Genomic DNA, 16,345 nt, shown 5'->3' on the forward strand with positions numbered 1-16,345 from the left:
ATCAAATCAGCCTGGCCGCCACCAGCAGGTCGGCCACCGACTGGAAGGTTCCGTCGGGTATCGGGTCGCCGTTGCCCGCACGAGTGGCGATGCGCTGGGCCAGCACCGCATCCGGCGCTCTCGGGATGTGGCGCGGATCTGCACTCGCCAGTAACCCGGCGGCCTGTTGCGGGTTGGCCTTGCAGGTAACCAGCGGCACCGGCGTTTCGCCGCGCACGTAGCGAATGCCGACGAGCCAGCCGTCTTCCGTCCCGATCATCATCGAGGTGTGCTGCACGCCGACCTTGGCGTTGAGTTGATGCATCTCGCGGCGCCGCTTGCGACGCTCCTGATTCATGGTGGGATCGCCTTCCTGATCCTTGCGCTCACGTTTCTGCTCGGTCTTGGTCATGCGCTGATCGCGCCGAAACAGCCAGCGCTGAAGCATCACGTCGAAGCCCCCCACCAGCAGGAACGCGATCAGTGCGGTAATGACCAGCGGCTGCAACAGGTCGATGAAGGTGCCCTGAATGCAGCTGAAACCGCAGCTGGAAGACTCCATCAACGACTGCAGACCGAGTCGATAGACAACGATCAGCGCCACGCCCAGCGCCACCATCTTGAACAGCGACTTGAGAAATTCGGTCAGGCCGCGCACCGAGAAGATGCGCTTGAAACCCTGGACGGGATCGATCTTCTCGGGTTTGGGCAGCACCGGTTCCGTGGCGAAGACGAACCCTTGAGAAACCACGAGGTTGGTCAGCACGATGATCAGCAAGGTCAGAGCCACTAGCGGTACCACCGAGAGCAGCAGCACTTCACCGGCCTCGGCCACCAGGCGTGGCCACAGCGTGTCGAAAGGCTCGGTGTAAAGTCGGGCGGTCATGTCGAGCAGACCCCGCACGCGAGCGATGATGTCGCTGGCGCTGACGGCGATATAGAGCGTACACGCCAGCAGTACCATGGCAGTGACCAGGTCCGCGCTCTTGGAAACCTGGCCTTTCTTGCGCGCATCGCGAAGCTTCTTCGTCGACGGCGGTAGTGTCTTCTCTTCGCTGGGTTGGTCGCTCATGCGCTCAGGGTGTCGTGTCAGGCCCGTCAGGCCATCTGGGTATCGAGATTGCTGCCGTCACCGGCATAGTCCTCGTGGTCGAAATCGTCCCAGCCGTCTTCCGGGAGGTGCCCTTCCCGGACGTAAAATTGATACTCGTCGCTACGGTAGTCGAAGATGCTCTCGTCGTCGGGCGCATCGCGCTGGCCGTAGCTCCGGACGTACGCTTCGAGGAACTCATAGCGATTCAGGCCATCTTCGGCCAGTAGACCATCCTCATCGAGAGAGGTGAAGAGTTCCTTGAGGTCGGCTTCATGTCCTTCCAGTGCGTTGGTGCGCTTGATGTCCTGAACGATGGAGAACGGCAGCGTCGCCAGTGTCAGGCCGGCGGATATCCAGAACAGCGGCCCGGTGGCGGCGCGGGCGACGGCAATGCCCTTGAGCGCCGCCAGCGATGATGCGCCGCCGGCAAGGCCGAAGGCGCCCGCCGCAACGGTGACGGCACCCTGACCGATGGTAGCGCCGTCGCCGCTGTCCGCGCCGCGCTTGATCATCAGCCCGCCGAGGGCGATATCCAGTGCCCCGGCGGCGGCGTTGGCGGCCCCATCCAGCACCCGTAGGAATGAGCTGACGGTGCGCGTCGTGGTCGTGGCATCGGGTAGGGCCGGGTTCCTGGCGTATCCATCCTCGATGCCCTGCACGATCTTGCCTGTATCGGACTCGCTGAGATCCAGCTTCTGACTCAGTTTCTCGCGATCACCCACCGGGGCCTCGTCGATGATCTGCTCGATATTCTCGACGAACTTGAGGCCCTTGCCCTCGGTGAACGGGCTGCCGCCGGCGGTGTCCCTGCCCCAGATCTGCGGCAGTGTCTTGTCCAGACCCAGCATGGCGTTGACGTTGGTGCCTTTGACCTTGTCGACGATGTTGCTGCCGAGATTGACGAAGTGCTGACTGGCGCCCAGGAAGCTGATGAACTCCTTGGCGATCGCCATGCGCTCTTCCATGGTGTCGGCGAGCGAGCCGCCCTTGCCGGCCAGTTGATAGATGCCCGAAGCGAGCGAGATCAGCCCGCCGGTCGAGCCCAGTGCGCCGTTGCTGTTCAGCGTGCCGATCAGCGACATCATGCCGCCGTTGGTCTGCTCGTTGAGCGCCTTGTAGACGCCGTTCTTCATCAGGCCGTCGATGTCCGACTGGGTGATGGCGCCATTCTTCTGGAAGCGATCACCGAGCTCCTGCAGCGCCTTTCCGAAATTCTTCGCCGTCTGCTGATCGTTGAGATACTCGTTGACGAACTTGTCGATCGACTCCGCCGTGCGTCGTGGAATATCGACACCGGCACGCTTGAGCGCCGTCAACACCATCTTGACCACGTCCTGTGTCGCGGTCGCGGTGTTGGCATCGTTGATCCGATCGGGATTGGCGATCAGGTCGTCGAGATCGGTGATCATCGAATCGAGCTGCAGGCTCTGGGCGAATTCGGCCGCCTTGTCGCTCTCTTCGGTCGCCGGGAACAGCGCCGAGAGCGCATTGTAGGTCCGCGAGATATCCTGCTCGGCGAGTTCCCCCTGGCCGCTTTCGCGCAGGTCGTTGATGTAGTCGATGTATTCCTCGCCAAACGCGGTCTCTTCCAGTCGCGAAGCGATGCCGTCCTTGTCGGCGACCTTGTCGATCGCGCCTTCCTGGGCCGCCATGTAATCCTTCTGCACGGCATCGGAGGCGAACAGTTCGCCGAGGCTGGCATCGAGTGCTTCGCCATCGATGATCGACGACAGATCATCGCCGGTAACGTGATCGAGGCTCAGCCCCTCCGAGATATCGAGGCCGACCAGATCCAGGCCGTTGTCGAGTGCGCCCTGGGCGCGCAGGGCGCGGTAGAACTGGGCGCGCTCGTCGTTCTTGTCGATGCTGCCGTCCTCGATGCCCGCTTTCCAGTCGGCTACCAGGTTTTGCCAGGTCAGTTCGCTGACGGTGAGCTTGCGCGAGCTGTCGTCCGGGTCGGTTTCGCTGGTTTCCATCGACTGGATGTCGACATCGCTGAAGGCCGGCAGATCGTGATCGCGACGCGCCGTATCCAGCTCCGCGTTGTCGGACAGACGCTGGACGTTGGTCTCGCCGCCGTGCCTCGACCAGTAACCGTCGAAGACATTCTGGACCGCCTTGCCGTCGTCCCCGGCCGCGCTCCCGATCCGAGCGCGCAGGTCATCGTTGACCTGGGCGGTGGCATCCTGGCGGGAGACACCGTCGCTCACCTTGCTGTCGATCAGATTCTGGTAGAGCTGCGACAGCGTTTCCGAGCTTTCAATGTGCAGAATCTGGCGCGTGTCGGTCAGCGTACTGCCCGCCAGGCCGGATGCCAGTGCGTTGAGGTTGTCCTCGTAACTGGGGTTGTCGGTCACGGTGCTTTCGGCGAGGAAGTCGTCGTAGGCTGCGTAGCCGGCATCGATGGCGTCGTCCTTGCCGCCGTGACGCTCCCAGTAGCCATTGAACACATCGAGTCCGTCCTTGCTGCCCTTGTCGGCCCCTTCTTTATCGACATTGGCCAGGGCGTTGCCGGTACGATCGAAGAGATCTTCCTTGGCGTCGTCGATGGCGGCCTGGAGATCCGGGGCGTCACCGCGCTCGCGCTGCTGATCGAGCTGATAGCCGACCAGCTGGCGGAATTTGTCGCCGGCGTCGCCGGTCAGGGCGTGAACGGTACGATTGTCGATATCGATACCGTCTGCCATGTCGCTGGCCAGCGAATTCAGGGTGTCGTCGTAGGCGATGTCGGCTTCGTCGCGGTTGGCCAGATAGCTCTCCTCGGCCAGCTTCTCGGTGTCTTCTTCGCCACCGTGACGTTTGAAGTAACCGTCGAAGACATTGGCGACGTCGCCACCGCCGACGCTGTCGATGCGCGAGCGTAGATCGTCGTTGACGTGATCCGTCGCTTCCTGGGGATCGTCGCCCTGATCGATCCGGTTCTGGATCAGATTCTTGTAAAGCTGGGAGAGCGTTTCCGAGCTTTCAATGTGCAGGATCTGGCGCGTGTCGGTCAGCGTACTGCCCGCCAGGCCGGATGCCAGCGCGTTGAGATTGTCTTCGTAGTCGACGTTGTCGGTCAGCGTGGTCTCTGCCAGAAAGCCGTCGTAGGCGTCATAACCGGCGTCGATCGCGGCATCCTGCCCACCATGACGCTTCCAGTAACCCTCGAAGACATCGAGACCCTTGTCGGCATCGCGGCCGTCATTCGTCAGCGCGTTACCGATACGATCGAACAGGGCGTCCTTGGCCTTGTCGATGGCGGCACCCAGATCCGGTCCATCGCCTCGCTCGCGTTGGGCATTCAATTCGGCCGAGACGAGACGCTGGAACCGGCTGGCAGCCTCCCCCGTCAGCGGTCTCACGGTGCGCGTATCGGTATCGATCCCGCCGGCCATCGACACCGCCAGCTCGTTGAGTGCGTTCTCGTAGTCTTCGCTACCGGGCAGCAGCGGATCCTTGTTGCCGCCGTTGCTGGTGCTCTCGGCCAGACGGGTGGCGATACCCAGCGCGGAGGAGAAGGCGGTGCCGAAGCGAGACGACGGTGAATGCTGCTCGAGAGTGTCTGCGTCCTGACCAATGCGCATGGCTTTCTCCTTCCGACCGGGTTCGAGGATGGAAGGCCAGTGTGGAAAGCGGGTATGACGACCCGATGGCAACTTGGCAACGCCGTGTAACTCTGTGTGTGGATTCGATGCTCGCAGGGCCGGGGCGTGATCCGCCATCAGCGCATCGCACCCAGAATGGCTTCGAGTCGATCCATGTTGAGGCTGACGACGTCCAGCTGATCGATCATCAACGGGATCAGGAAGACCACGTAGATCAGCATCAGGAAGGCGAACAGCAGGTTCTTGATCGGCAGCGACAGGTCGAAGGCGTGAAGGTTCGGCGCCATCCTGGCGACGTAGGCCAGCATCAGATCGGCGATCAGCAGTGCGATGACGAGAGGAGCGATCATCAGCACGCCGATCTGCATCACCTGGTCGAGCAGACCGAGCACGGCCAGGGCGGAGGTTTGCGACAACAGCGGGACGAATTCCACGGCCGGCCACAGCGCGTAGCTACGATAGAACCCGTCGAGCAGCAGCATGAAGCCACCGGTCATGAAGAACAGTGCCAGCAGCGTGATCGTCATCAATGTCGAGGTCACCCCGGACTCGGTGGCCCCCATCGGGTCGACGATCTGGGCCATGGTCGAGCCGCGTTGCAGATCGATCAGTTCTCCGGCGACCTCGGCGGCCCAGAATGGCACACCGAAGACCAGCCCGATCGCCACGCCGATCAGCAGCTCCTTGATCACCATGCCAGCGACGGTGACGGAGGAGAGCGACTCCGCGTTCACCATGGCATCGAAGAGCGGCACGATCAGTGGAATCGAGATCGTCACTGCCACGGCGGAACGGATCATGCCGGTCAGCCCCAGACGATTGAAAGCTGGCGTCACCAGTACCATGCCCAGCGCCCGCGCCACGCCGATGGCCGCCGCCGCGATCATTGGATAGGCGAACTGGGTCAGGAACTGGGCAAAATCGTCGTAATTCATAAGGGTCGTTCACAGGGCGTCTGGTACAAGGCGCTATTTGAAAACCGGCGAGCGCAGCGAGTTTTCAAGGAGAGACTCAGCGCGACCAGGCGGCAAAATTGTCCAACACCTGATCGGTAATATTGACGATCTGCCCGGCCAGCAGCGGCCCTGAGACGATCAGCACCAGCAGCACCGCCACCAGCTTGACCGCCTGGGGCAGGGTCTGGTCCTGAATCTGGGTCAGCGCCTGCAGCAGGCCGACCCCGAATCCGACGGCGATCGCCACCAGCAGCGCGGGCGCCGATACCAGCAGCACCGTCCATAGCGCGTTCTTCATCAACGAGAGGAAGATGTCGTCCGTCATCCTAGCCGCCTCCGTAACTCAGAATCAGGCCGTGCATCAGTCGTGACCAGCCATCCACGGCCACGAACAGGAAGATCTTCAACGGGATCGAGATCAGCGTCGGCGACACCATCATCATGCCCATCGCCATCAGCACGTTGGAAACGATCAGGTCGATGATCAGAAACGGAATATAGAGCAGGAAGCCGATCTCGAAGGCACGGGTCAGCTCGGAGCTGACGAAGGCCGGGATCAGCACGATCAGATCGTCGCTCTGCAGGTCCTCGCGCGCCTCGTCCGACCACAGCGTGCGAGTGGCATCGATGAAAAAAGCGCGCTCGTGCTCGCTGGCGTAGCGCGACAGATACGCCTGCAGCGGCCCGCGTATCGCCTCGCCGGCCTGCTTGATCTCCTCGACGCTGGCCAGCCCCGCCGAGCGCTGTTCGAATTCATGCGCCATCTCGCCCACCAGCGGCGTGGTGATATAGACGGTGAGAATCAACGCGATGCCATAGAGCACGAGATTGGGGGGTGTCTGCTGAACGCCGAGGGCGTTGCGGATCAGGAACAGCACCACCGATATCTTGAGAAAGCCCGTCATCGTGACCACCGCCAGCGGTACCAGGCCGATGGTGGCGACCACGATGATGATCGCGATCAGGTTGGGCTGGAACTCAGTCATCCCCGGCGCGTCCTTCCCCGAGCGCGAGCCTCTCGATCTGTACACCGATGGCATCGCCGATCGCGACCAGACGTCCACGCCCCATCGTCCGGCCGTTGACGACAAGGTCGACAGCCTGATCGGGGCGACGCTGAAGCGGCAGTACGCTGCCTTCGCCGAGCTGGCGAAGTTCGCCGAGAGACATCTCCAGGCGACCCAGCTCACAGGTCAGCCGCACCGGCAGATCGTTCACGCCAGCACCATTGATGTCAGCACCGTTCATGTCAGCACCGTTGACGTTGGAACCGATCGCCGTCTCGTTCTTGAGGCTCGAGTCATTCCGATCCCGGTCGGCGAGTGTCGTCTTGTCCACACCCGGTTCGGGTGGGGCGGTTGAGGTTTCGTTATCCACAGTGTCTTCGTCCTCATGGGTTGCCGTGACGTCGGGAGTCTCAATGGCGCGCGCTTCGCGTGGGGCGCTCGGGACCGGGCGGGGAGTCATCCGCTGCAGCGGCTCGCTCAGGCGCAGTCCGGTTTCGTGGAAACGAATGCGGCAACCGAATCGATCGGCCAGGTTCAAGCGTGCCTCATCGGCCGCCGCGGCCTCGAGCATGACCATGTCGCCGGGGCGCAGGCTGCGCCATTCGCCCAGCGTCAGCGTCTGTTCGCCAGTCTCGACCCGCAGGGTGGCAACGACGGCATTGGCCGGGGCTGGCTCGGCCACGAAAGCGCGATCGAATAGCGGCAGCAGCATCTCGGCGGCGGAAAGCGGCAGATCGAGCGCCAGCGGGTGGGACTCATCACCGAGTTGGAAGACGACGCTGACGCGCATCGTGGGTTCCGACAGCACCGGTGGCGAGGGCGCCAGACGGATATCGGCGCCCAGCGTCGCTTCCAGTGGCTCCAGCCACTCGAGCCAGACCACTTCGAGCCACATCGCGGCCAGCTCGGGATCGACCTCGTCCAGGGTGCGCCGCCGGTCGGGATGCTGGCCGAGCCGATCGAAAGCACGAGCGCTACCGCTCAGTACCACCGACGTCTTACCCACCCGGATGGCGATCTTGCACGCCTCGGGGATATCCGCCGTGTCCGGCAGCAGGTGCAGGCTGGCGGCGCGGCCGTACCAGTCGAACGCGAGCGGCCGACGCGCCACGTGCAAGGCATTGTGCAGTGCCAGCCGGGCGGGATCGATCGACGGCAGGTCCGAGAGCGAAAGCGGTGCCGAGCGCGAGGATAGCCAATGGCCTGCAGGAGCAAGGTCGGAAGTGGAAGGGTCCGAAGCGAAGTCGATCGTCATCTCCGGTCTCCTCGGCCCGGCGACATCTCTTCCATCTCCAGTTCCGCCAGGCGCTCGGCATCGACGATCCGAGCGTGATGACGGTCGTCCCCCAGTCGCTCCAGCGCTTGCTGAGCGCGCCGACGACGTGCCCAGTCGGCAGCCAGGCCGTCACGTTCCTGTTCGGCGGCGCGAAGGGTCTGTGCCTGGGTCCGGCGCTGCCGAATCAGCGATTCGCGATGCTCGGCGTCATCGGCCAGCGTCTGTTGCCACTCGGCCAGGGCGTTGGCATCGAGCGGCTGGTGCTGGCCGGCCTCGAAGTGGGTCTGTTCCCGTTGAGTGGATGTGCGCTGGTGTTCGATCAGAGATGCTTCCAGCCTCTGGCGTTGTGCGGCAAGGTCGTGGCAGTGACGCTGACCCGCCGCCAGTGCCTCCTCGGCCAGACGCGTGCGCTGGCGCCGCAGTCGAATCAGACGCTCGAGCTGATGCGACGAGGTCATTGGGCGAGCTCCTTCAACCGCTTGAGTGTCTCCGCAAAATCGCTGTGGTCGTCCCGGGGCTGGCGCAGGAAGGCATCGATGGCGGCGTGTTTGTGAATCGCCTCATCGGTAGCCTTGTCGCTGCCCTCGCGGTATTCGCCCACCTGCAGAAGCAGTTCGACATCGCGATAGCGTGCCATCAGATCACGAATCTTCGCGGCATCGCGGCGGTGCGCCTCATCGGCGACGCTCTCCATCAGGCGGCTGCGGCTGGCCAGTACGTCGATTGCCGGAAAGTGATCGCGGCGGGCGAGTTCGGCGCTCAATACGATATGGCCGTCGAGAATGGCGCGGGTCTCCTCGGCCACCGGGTCCAGCGTACCGTCGCCTTCGGTCAGCACCGTGTAGATCGCGGTGATGGTCCCGCCGGCGACACCACCGGGGCCGGCACGCTCGAGCAGGCGTGGCAGGGCGGCGAACAGCGACGGTGGGTAGCCGCGCCGGGTCGGCGGTTCGCCGGCAGCCAGACCGATCTCGCGCTGGGCGCGGGCAAAACGGGTGAGGCTGTCGACCAGCAGCAGCACGTCGCGACCCTGATCGCGGAAGTACTCCGCCACGCTGGTGGCGACCAGCGCGGCGCGGGCGCGTTCGATCGCCGGCCGGTCCGAGGTCGAGACGACGCACACCGTGCGGCTTCGGGCTTCGGCATCCAGCTGCACGTCGAGCAGTTCCCGGACTTCGCGCCCGCGCTCGCCGACGAGGCCGAGCACCACCACTTCCGCGCTGCTGCCTTTGACGATCGCCGAGAGCAGCGAGGATTTGCCCACTCCGGGCTCGCCGAACAGACCCACGCGCTGGCCTTTGGCGACGGTATTGAATGCATCGATGGCGCGCACGCCCAGCGCCAGTGGATGTTCGATCAACTGGCGGCTCAACGGAGCCGGCGGCTCGGCATGCACCGGATATTCGCGCAGGGACGCAGCGCAAGCGCCGGCGGGTTGTGTAGGGCCAGCGGGTGTCGCTGCGTCGTCCAGCCACTCGCCCAGCGGGCTGATGACACGTCCGAGCAGGGCTTCGCCAACGCCCACGCCTTGAGCGCGGCCGGTGGCGATCACTTCGCTGCGGGTCGACAGGCCCTGCAGCTCGCCGATCGGCGACAGCACGGCATCCTCTTCCTCGAATCCGATCACTTCGGCAGCGATACGGCGGCCGCTGACAGGATCGCGGAGATAGCAGAGCTCGCCGATGCTCACGCCTTCGATACTGGCATGGATCAGCAGGCCCCGAATCCGGCGGACCCGGCCGTTGACCTGACGGGTTTCGGCGTGGGTGAGACGCGCACCGAGTTTCGGCAGCAGCCCCTCGAGTGTCGACAGCACGTCGTCAGGGGGTTCCATGCTCATGCCGGCTCCTGATCGCGCGACAGCGCCTGATGGAGGGCTTCCAACTGCGAGTCCACGCCGATATCCATCACCGCGATCGGGCTGACCAACAGGCACTGACTGGGTCCGAGCTGGGCATCCGCCTCGACCTGATAGTCGATCGCCGCCGGTGGCCGGTCGGCAAGCAGTGCGGCTACGCGGGTTTCCAGTGCCGGCGCGACCCGAATACGGAGACGGTGCTCGTGGCGCCATTCGCTCAAGGCGTGGCGCACGCAGCGGGCCAGCAGCTCGGCTTCATCGAATTCGCCGAGGAGCCGGCGAACCAGATTCAGCGACAGTTCGGTCAGGGCCGGCTCGAGACTCCCCAGATAACGTGCGACGTCGCCCTGGGTCGTCGCCAGCAGCGCCGCGGCCTTGATTTCCCCATCGCGGCGACCCGCCTCGAAGCCTGCGGCGTAGGCGTCTTCCTGCGCTTTCTGAACGGTCTCTGTCTGCCTGGCCGCCTGCTGACGAGCCTGTTCGAGAAAGGCGTAGCCATCGATCCAGGCCTGCGCTTCTTCGGCGCGGAGAATGATCTTGCCGGGGCGGGGTGGAAGCGACTTCATGCCGGGTCGCTCCCTTGTCGCTCAAACCCTTGCTGCGCAATTCTGTGTCGATCACCCTCTTGTCGATCTCGACCGGGTCGATCGCGCGAGGTATCCACTTCCTGATCCTCGGCGCGCGACTGCACGCAAGCTGCCGCCATACGCGCGATCTCCACGGCGTCGTCGGCCGCGTCGGCATCGGCGCCGTCGTCCGCCAGTTGACCAAGCCAACTCAAGCGCAACCAGGCGCGCAGTTCGGCAGGCTGCGAATCGCCCCACGCCCGCAGGCAACGTCTGCCGTCGCGTTCGAGTCTGGCCTCGAACGCCTCGATGTCGTCTCCCACCTTTTCGCCGACATGGCTGTGAGTGCGATGCGCCAGCGTCAGCGCGTAAAGATCATCACCGAGAAGCCGCTTGAGCGCTGCCACACGCGGGGCATGGATCTCCTGTGCCACGGCGTTGGCATGGGCGATGACGCCTGCGGTGCGGATACAGGCCGGCAAGGTATCGGCATCGAGCTGGCACAGCGTCCGATCGGCAGCATCCTGCCCAGGCAGGAGATCGATGGGCGCCAGGTCATGCCGGTAGCGCAGACGTTCTCGCAGACGGTGCTGGAAGCGCGGCTGGGACACCCATCGGTACAGTGTCGCTTCCGTAGCCATGCCGTCGAGGCTCTCGATCCATACCGCCGGGTCGATGTTCACCGGCAGTGGCGCAGCGGGCGACGAACCGGCGATCGACTCGGGCGCGTTCGCTTTGCCAAGGTCGCGATGTTCGGCAGCCGCCGTCATGAGGGTGTCACCAGGGCGTACGGACGTTGACGACGCTGGCGCCAGATCAGCCAGCCCACCGCGCCGGACAGAATGACGACCGCCATGATCAGCAGACCGAAAAGCCAGCCGGCGCTGGCGACGCTGGCGGCCGGCATCGCGATGCCGAGGAAGGAGCTCATCACTGGCTGCGGCGCCGACCGCGTCTCTTCCGGCAAGTTGGAGACGACCGGCACCACCGAGACCTTGTCGTAGGAGAGCCCGGAGATGCCATTGGCGACCAGCGTCTTGATCTGAGGAATCAGCGGATCGATGTCCAGCGACGGGATGTAGCGTACGAAGACCGATGCCGAAGAAGGCGTGCTGTTCTGTTGCAGCAGGTCATTGTCCGGAAGCACCACATGGACCCGCGCCGACAGAACGCCATCGATCTGGGATACGGTGTGGGAGAGCTCCTGGCTCAGGGCGTAGATCATCTGAGCGCGCTCCTGAACCGGCGACGAGACCAGACCGTTGCCCTGGAACACCTCTCCGAGGTTGGCGAACTTGCGCTCGGGCAGGCCAGCGCGATCGAGCACATCGACCGCCTCGGCGAAGCGGTCCTCGTCGACCGTCACCTTCATCCGGCCTTCGTCTTCGGCCTGTCGACTGGCGGGGATGCCGTTGCGTGCCAGCGTTGCCACGATGACGTTGGCCTCGCGCTCGTCGAGACGGGTGTAGAGATCGGTATCACAGGCCTGCAGCAGCAGCGCCATGAGAACCAGCGTGATGGCCTGCAGCATGAGCCTTGAGCGGCCCGGAGGCCTACGCTTTCCGCTAGCGCGTCGATCGAGAGACAAGTGTCATTGACCTTTGAGCAGAGTGTTGGCCGAACCGGAAACCTGAGTGGCACCGCGCACCACCATGGTGGTTTCGATGGAGTGGTCGAAGACCTGGCTCAGCGAGTCGACGACCCGGGTCATCTTGTCGTCGCCGAGCGCGGAGGGGATATCACCGGCATCGGGGGCCGGCGACGCCTCTTGTGTCGTCACCTTGGCGAAGCGGTCTGGCGCCTGGGTGTCCGATACCCTGGCCTGCTGCGCAAACGTGTTGACCCGGTCGACGAAGCCGTCGAGGTTGTCGATCAGGTTGGAACCCAGTTCGCCGGGGCTCGCGCCGGCGGGAGCGGCACCGGCCTGACTGGCCATGTGCTCGAACAGATTCTGCGATGCCAGCGCCTTGGCGCTCGTATCGGATGTCGGTAGCGCGGGTGTCGGCGTCAGGGCCCCAGCACTCGGTGGTGTCACGGGAGTCATCATTCACCTCATCATCTGGCTCGTGGCGAACGGCGGCAACCGACAGTCGTGTCGATCTCGAATGACGGTTGCCGCCAGCGATGGCAATTTTGTGTCAGTCCTCACCGCCCGACATGGCCTCGCTTAGAAGATCCTTCATCATCGGCATGAGGATCAACTGCCCGCCGACCTGGACCATTCCCTCGCTCATCGCCTCCTGAAACTGGGCATTGTCGATGGCGTCGTCGAAAGCCTGGGAATCGGTCGTCGACTCGCCAGTAACGTTGCCGTTGCCTACTGCATCGATAGCCATGTGTTGTCTCCTTCGGGTTTCGCATTGACCGATCGGCAAGTGTGCCATCGGCGAGTCATCGCGCAGCTCCCAGGAACGGCGCTTCAGAAACGGCCAGCCATGATCGATAACGGCCGTCTACCGCGTTTTCATCTGTCCGCAATGCTCATTCGCTCATTCGCTCGCCGTCGGCGCTGCCACGCTGCCGCGAAAGACCCTGACCTCTCCCGGCGTCGAGGGCGAGGGTGTTCGACGAAGTGATTCGACGCGCTGCGCCACCTCCTCGAGCCAGGATGGCGGGCCCATCGCCTCCAGCCGATCGCGGCCGTCGAGAAAGTCGATACTCAACGGTGCGCCGATCGCTGCCGCCTCGAGGTCGTCTCTGAGAAGCGGTATTTCCACGTCATCGAGATCGAAGCTGCGCCGGGCCAGCTCTTCACGCGCGGCAACGTGCAGCACGTACCCATCGAAAAACCACGCCAGGCCGTTGGACTGGCAGACCTTCTCCAGAAACTCCCCGGCAGTGGTGGCATGGATATCGCCACGCACCTCGCCGTCCACGGCAGCGCTGACTTCGACCGGGAGCGACAGGTTGCGGCCGAATTCCTGAAGCACATCGCGCACGCTCTGGTCGATCACCACATAGCGGTAGCTGCGTTCCGCCCAAGGTGCCTGCGCTGCCAGCGCGCTGCCCCAGGGGGCCGTCAGCATCGTCAGTAGCAGCAGGATGGCGGCTGACATCGATCGACGACGCCGATTTTCTACCCTAGCAAGATCGCGGTGACCGTTTTGCGGCGGCTTGTATCTCTTTTCGTGGCTTTCGCTTATGTTTTGTAACGGTGCGTCACGGTTCATTGACATGCCGTCTCGCCCCAAGCGACGGGTTCTCGGGTACGCTGTCTTCCCCTCTCTCTTGCTGCTGGACTGACTCACGGATGAAGGCATTTTTGACGCATTCTCGGATTGATGATTCTCGCGTGAAGTGCACGCTGACGGCACTCTGCCTGAGCCTTGTGCTCTCTGCCTGTGCGTCGACGCCTACCGACAGCAGCGAAGCCCGTCTGCTCAAGCTGGCCGACGATATCGATCAACGTGGCGATCACGCCACGGCGGCGGCGATGTACCAACGCGCCCTGGCGCAGAACGGTGCCTCTCCCGACATTCAGATTCGTCTGGGCAACGCGCGCCTTGCTGCCGGTGAGCCCGCTGCGGCCGCAGAGGCCTTTCGCGCAGCGTTGAGCGACGATATCGATCTGGCGCCGGCACTGCTCGGTCTGGGGACGGCGCAATTGCGGCTTGGCGAGCCCGAAAGTGCGCTGCGAAGCCTGTCTCGCGCCGCTCCCGACGTCGACAGTGTGGCCGGATGGAGCCGGCTCGGCGCTGCGCAGGCCCTGGTGGGGCGCCCCTCGCAGGCCGTCGAGGCGTTCTCCAGAGCCCGGGCGCTCGCACCGCGAGACCTGGATGTGCTGGCCAATCTGGCGCTGGCCGAGTCGCTGGCCGGTGATCACGCCGAGGCGATTGCCGCGATGCGCCAGATCACCGACTCCCCGTTGGCCGAAGCGCGTCATTACCGCAACCTCATTCTGGTACTGGTGCTCGCCGGCCAGACCGATCAGGCACGTCGGATCGAAATTCCCGACCTGGCGATCGCGAAGCGTGAATCGCTGATTGCCAGCGCCGAACGCCTCGCCGCACTGCCCGGCGCTGCCGAGCGTGCCCAGGCGCTGGGCATGGCCATGGCCTCCTTCAACGAGCCTTGAGCGGGGATCGGGCCGGCCATCCGTCGTGCAGCTCATGTCCCGAGCCTTCACAGGCCACCGGTCGTCGCGGTATTGCCCATGGCACTGCGGGCTTCGTTTTCCAGCATGGCGCGCCGCTCGTTGGCACGGGCGCGATCATCGAGGCGCTCGCTGGCGGCCTTGGCGACCGGTCCCGCCATCGCCGGTCCCATGTCTCGACCGTGGGTCAAGTCCCGGGGATCGGCGACCATCAACTGAAGATTGAGATCGTTGGCGCAGCCCGGAGGGAGCGTGATCAACCCCTCGTCCTCCGGCTGCGACTGGCAGAGATTGGGCAGCGTCGCCATCTGCCCGACCGTGACGTCAGCCGATTGTGGATTGGCCACGGCCACCTGGCGATAGCCGCTGGTCCAGCTCATCGGCCCCATCGAAGACTGGCAGCCGGCCAGTAGCGTCAGCACCAGCAGCGGTGCCAGGCGTCGGCTCACCTCGGCCGACAGGATCAATACTCGAGACATGAGGGGTTCTCCTCGGTCATTGCGGTGTCTCTCATCGCCACTCGCTGTATCGCCACTCGTCTCATCGCAGGTAGAAGCCGAAGGGATCGTCGGCGCCCGCCGACCTCGCGTGCTGCGCCGGGTCATCTCCCAATCGCGGATCACGACTGACCCGGGCCTGATCCAGCGGCGTTCTCGGGGCCGGCGAGGAGGAGGGGCGGACCAGGTACGGCGTGATCAGGATCACCAGTTCGGTCTCGTTGCGCTGGAAGCGGCGTGACCGGAACAGCTGGCCCAGAATCGGGATATCGCCCAGCACCGGGACGCGCTCGATCTCGTTGGAAGCCTGGCGCTGGAACAGCCCGGCGATGGCGAAGGTCTGGCCGCTGCCGACTTCGACCACGGTGTCGGCCCGCCGCACCTGCAACGATGGCACGTCGTAGCCGGCGATCTGGACATTGTCGCTGGTCAGGCTGCTGACCTCTGGCCGGACTTCCATCGAGATGCGGCCGTTAGGCAGCAGCGTCGGCGTGCTCAACAGAGAGACACCGAATTGCTTGTACTGGATGCCTACCAGATCACTGTTGACCGGTACCGGGATCGGCACCTCGCCGCCGGCCAGGAAACTCGCCGTCTGCCCCGAGACCGTGGTGATATTGGGTTCGGCGAGAATCTGCAGCAGATTGTTCTGCTGCAGAGCCTGCAGCAGGCCATCGACGCCCTCACTGGTCGGCGAGCTGGCGATATTGCTGGTCAGCACGCCGAACGAGAACGAACCGTTGTTGATCAGCGCATTCCAGCTGATGCCGTAGCTCAGCAGCTCCTCACGGGCGACCTCGGCAAAACGCACCCGGATATTGATCTGGTTGGCGCCCTCAAAGGTCGAGCGGTTGAGGGCGCCGCCGGCTGGCGACTGGGCGTCGAGCGTCGACTGTGTCGCCATGGCGCCATCGACCGAGGCGCTACTGCCATCGGCCACCAGCTGATTGCCGGCCATGTGTAGCCGGACCTGACTGTCGCCATCGAGCCCCCGCAAGGCCTGTCGGGCTTGCCCATCGCCGTCGCGGACCAGCAGGCGCAAAGACGCCTGGCTCTCGTCGTCGGCGCCGAGGGCGATCAGATTGGTATCGCCACTCTGCTTGCCGAACAGGTAGATCACACCGGGGGAGACCACCTGCACATCGGCGATTGCCGGGTTGGCGACGAACACCGAAGCGACCTGCCGATCGAATCGCAAGACACGCCCCTGGCCGGTCTCCAGCGTCATGGCTCCGCCCGCATCATCGATGGCGACGTCGCCGCTGGCGGGCAAGGCGACAACGGTGATCAGCAGGATCAACAATTGCGTGAGGAGGCGCACGCTCGTCTCGATGAAACTCGCGCCGGAGATTGCGCCTGCTTTCATGAAGCTTTCTGCCACTGTGTCACGAGCGTATTCCATCCCTGTCGTTGTCCATCGCTGTCGTTGTCCA

The 16,345-nt window shown here is 64.2% G+C and carries 17 protein-coding genes; 1 reads left to right on the forward strand and 16 read right to left on the reverse strand.

The annotated features are described in order from the left end of the window. Window position 1: 1 nt before the first annotated feature. From BTW07_RS02560 to BTW07_RS02625, 14 genes are all read right to left on the reverse strand, one after another. Window positions 2-1,051 (reverse strand): EscU/YscU/HrcU family type III secretion system export apparatus switch protein, encoded by a 1,050-nt coding sequence (locus BTW07_RS02560; RefSeq protein WP_075568585.1) that lies wholly within the window; start codon window positions 1,049-1,051, stop codon window positions 2-4. A gap of 26 nt (window positions 1,052-1,077) precedes the next feature. Further along, entirely contained in the window at window positions 1,078-4,638 is a 3,561-nt protein-coding gene (locus tag BTW07_RS02565) for a hypothetical protein (protein WP_075568586.1), read from the reverse strand. A gap of 137 nt (window positions 4,639-4,775) precedes the next feature. After that, the gene (gene sctT, locus BTW07_RS02570) at window positions 4,776-5,594 is read right to left on the reverse strand and encodes a type III secretion system export apparatus subunit SctT (protein WP_075568587.1); all 819 of its coding nucleotides are present in this window, start codon (window positions 5,592-5,594) and stop codon (window positions 4,776-4,778) included. A gap of 76 nt (window positions 5,595-5,670) precedes the next feature. After that, window positions 5,671-5,940, reverse strand: coding sequence for a type III secretion system export apparatus subunit SctS (sctS, locus tag BTW07_RS02575; RefSeq protein ID WP_075560538.1), 270 nt, complete (start codon window positions 5,938-5,940; stop codon window positions 5,671-5,673). Between the two features lies 1 nt (window position 5,941). Further along, a complete protein-coding gene (gene sctR, locus BTW07_RS02580; protein ID WP_075568588.1) occupies window positions 5,942-6,601 on the reverse strand; it encodes a type III secretion system export apparatus subunit SctR in 660 nt (219 codons plus the stop codon). Next, a complete protein-coding gene (gene sctQ, locus BTW07_RS02585) occupies window positions 6,594-7,877 on the reverse strand; it encodes a type III secretion system cytoplasmic ring protein SctQ (protein ID WP_075568589.1) in 1,284 nt (427 codons plus the stop codon). Before sctQ ends, sctR begins: the two co-directional genes overlap by 8 nt. Next, complete coding sequence (locus tag BTW07_RS02590) at window positions 7,874-8,356, reverse strand: YscO family type III secretion system apparatus protein (RefSeq protein ID WP_075568590.1); 483 nt, start codon at window positions 8,354-8,356, stop codon at window positions 7,874-7,876. Before BTW07_RS02590 ends, sctQ begins: the two co-directional genes overlap by 4 nt. Continuing rightward, on the reverse strand, window positions 8,353-9,738 hold the full coding sequence (locus tag BTW07_RS02595; protein WP_244158297.1) for a FliI/YscN family ATPase: 1,386 nt from the start codon (window positions 9,736-9,738) through the stop codon (window positions 8,353-8,355). Before BTW07_RS02595 ends, BTW07_RS02590 begins: the two co-directional genes overlap by 4 nt. Further along, the gene (gene sctL, locus BTW07_RS02600) at window positions 9,735-10,322 is read right to left on the reverse strand and encodes a type III secretion system stator protein SctL (RefSeq protein WP_075568591.1); all 588 of its coding nucleotides are present in this window, start codon (window positions 10,320-10,322) and stop codon (window positions 9,735-9,737) included. The genes BTW07_RS02595 and sctL overlap by 4 nt, the downstream gene beginning before the upstream one ends. Further along, window positions 10,319-11,092 (reverse strand): hypothetical protein, encoded by a 774-nt coding sequence (locus BTW07_RS02605; RefSeq protein ID WP_075568592.1) that lies wholly within the window; start codon window positions 11,090-11,092, stop codon window positions 10,319-10,321. The genes sctL and BTW07_RS02605 overlap by 4 nt, the downstream gene beginning before the upstream one ends. Beyond that, entirely contained in the window at window positions 11,089-11,853 is a 765-nt protein-coding gene (sctJ, locus tag BTW07_RS02610; protein ID WP_075568593.1) for a type III secretion system inner membrane ring lipoprotein SctJ, read from the reverse strand. Before sctJ ends, BTW07_RS02605 begins: the two co-directional genes overlap by 4 nt. A gap of 60 nt (window positions 11,854-11,913) precedes the next feature. Continuing rightward, window positions 11,914-12,369: a hypothetical protein gene (locus BTW07_RS02615; RefSeq protein ID WP_198651303.1), complete on the reverse strand. Its 456-nt coding sequence runs from the start codon at window positions 12,367-12,369 to the stop codon at window positions 11,914-11,916. Window positions 12,370-12,460: 91 nt separating this feature from the next. Beyond that, complete coding sequence (locus BTW07_RS02620) at window positions 12,461-12,658, reverse strand: hypothetical protein (RefSeq protein ID WP_075568594.1); 198 nt, start codon at window positions 12,656-12,658, stop codon at window positions 12,461-12,463. A gap of 153 nt (window positions 12,659-12,811) precedes the next feature. After that, entirely contained in the window at window positions 12,812-13,378 is a 567-nt protein-coding gene (locus tag BTW07_RS02625; RefSeq protein ID WP_075568595.1) for a hypothetical protein, read from the reverse strand. Window positions 13,379-13,614: 236 nt separating this feature from the next. Here BTW07_RS02625 and BTW07_RS02630 point away from each other — a divergent pair, with 236 nt between their 5' ends. Beyond that, entirely contained in the window at window positions 13,615-14,397 is a 783-nt protein-coding gene (locus BTW07_RS02630; RefSeq protein ID WP_158025848.1) for a tetratricopeptide repeat protein, read from the forward strand. A 47-nt stretch (window positions 14,398-14,444) separates the two neighbouring features. On the opposite strand, the gene BTW07_RS02635 is transcribed toward BTW07_RS02630, so the two are convergent. Both BTW07_RS02635 and BTW07_RS02640 read right to left on the reverse strand, forming a co-directional pair. Then, window positions 14,445-14,894 (reverse strand): hypothetical protein, encoded by a 450-nt coding sequence (locus BTW07_RS02635; RefSeq protein ID WP_075568596.1) that lies wholly within the window; start codon window positions 14,892-14,894, stop codon window positions 14,445-14,447. A 61-nt stretch (window positions 14,895-14,955) separates the two neighbouring features. After that, window positions 14,956-16,278 carry a type II and III secretion system protein family protein gene (locus tag BTW07_RS02640; RefSeq protein ID WP_083941440.1) on the reverse strand — a complete coding sequence of 441 codons (1,323 nt, stop codon included), beginning with the start codon at window positions 16,276-16,278 and terminating at the stop codon, window positions 14,956-14,958. Between the last annotated feature and the right edge of the window lie 67 nt (window positions 16,279-16,345).

This window comes from Salinicola socius, assembly GCF_001937195.1.
In the GTDB taxonomy this organism is placed as follows: Bacteria; Pseudomonadota; Gammaproteobacteria; order Pseudomonadales; family Halomonadaceae; genus Salinicola; species Salinicola socius.

What these genes read in the sequence shown, in the direction of transcription:
- BTW07_RS02560 (WP_075568585.1), bottom strand. Translation starts at nt 1,051, where the DNA reads ATGAGCGACCAACCCAGCGAAGAGAAGACACTACCGCCGTCGACGAAG.
- BTW07_RS02565 (WP_075568586.1), bottom strand. Translation starts at nt 4,638, where the DNA reads ATGCGCATTGGTCAGGACGCAGACACTCTCGAGCAGCATTCACCGTCG.
- sctT (WP_075568587.1), bottom strand. Translation starts at nt 5,594, where the DNA reads ATGAATTACGACGATTTTGCCCAGTTCCTGACCCAGTTCGCCTATCCA.
- sctS (WP_075560538.1), bottom strand. Translation starts at nt 5,940, where the DNA reads ATGACGGACGACATCTTCCTCTCGTTGATGAAGAACGCGCTATGGACG.
- sctR (WP_075568588.1), bottom strand. Translation starts at nt 6,601, where the DNA reads ATGACTGAGTTCCAGCCCAACCTGATCGCGATCATCATCGTGGTCGCC.
- sctQ (WP_075568589.1), bottom strand. Translation starts at nt 7,877, where the DNA reads ATGACGATCGACTTCGCTTCGGACCCTTCCACTTCCGACCTTGCTCCT.
- BTW07_RS02590 (WP_075568590.1), bottom strand. Translation starts at nt 8,356, where the DNA reads ATGACCTCGTCGCATCAGCTCGAGCGTCTGATTCGACTGCGGCGCCAG.
- BTW07_RS02595 (WP_244158297.1), bottom strand. Translation starts at nt 9,738, where the DNA reads ATGAGCATGGAACCCCCTGACGACGTGCTGTCGACACTCGAGGGGCTG.
- sctL (WP_075568591.1), bottom strand. Translation starts at nt 10,322, where the DNA reads ATGAAGTCGCTTCCACCCCGCCCCGGCAAGATCATTCTCCGCGCCGAA.
- BTW07_RS02605 (WP_075568592.1), bottom strand. Translation starts at nt 11,092, where the DNA reads ATGACGGCGGCTGCCGAACATCGCGACCTTGGCAAAGCGAACGCGCCC.
- sctJ (WP_075568593.1), bottom strand. Translation starts at nt 11,853, where the DNA reads ATGCTGCAGGCCATCACGCTGGTTCTCATGGCGCTGCTGCTGCAGGCC.
- BTW07_RS02615 (WP_198651303.1), bottom strand. Translation starts at nt 12,369, where the DNA reads ATGATGACTCCCGTGACACCACCGAGTGCTGGGGCCCTGACGCCGACA.
- BTW07_RS02620 (WP_075568594.1), bottom strand. Translation starts at nt 12,658, where the DNA reads ATGGCTATCGATGCAGTAGGCAACGGCAACGTTACTGGCGAGTCGACG.
- BTW07_RS02625 (WP_075568595.1), bottom strand. Translation starts at nt 13,378, where the DNA reads ATGTCAGCCGCCATCCTGCTGCTACTGACGATGCTGACGGCCCCCTGG.
- BTW07_RS02635 (WP_075568596.1), bottom strand. Translation starts at nt 14,894, where the DNA reads ATGTCTCGAGTATTGATCCTGTCGGCCGAGGTGAGCCGACGCCTGGCA.
- BTW07_RS02640 (WP_083941440.1), bottom strand. Translation starts at nt 16,278, where the DNA reads ATGAAAGCAGGCGCAATCTCCGGCGCGAGTTTCATCGAGACGAGCGTG.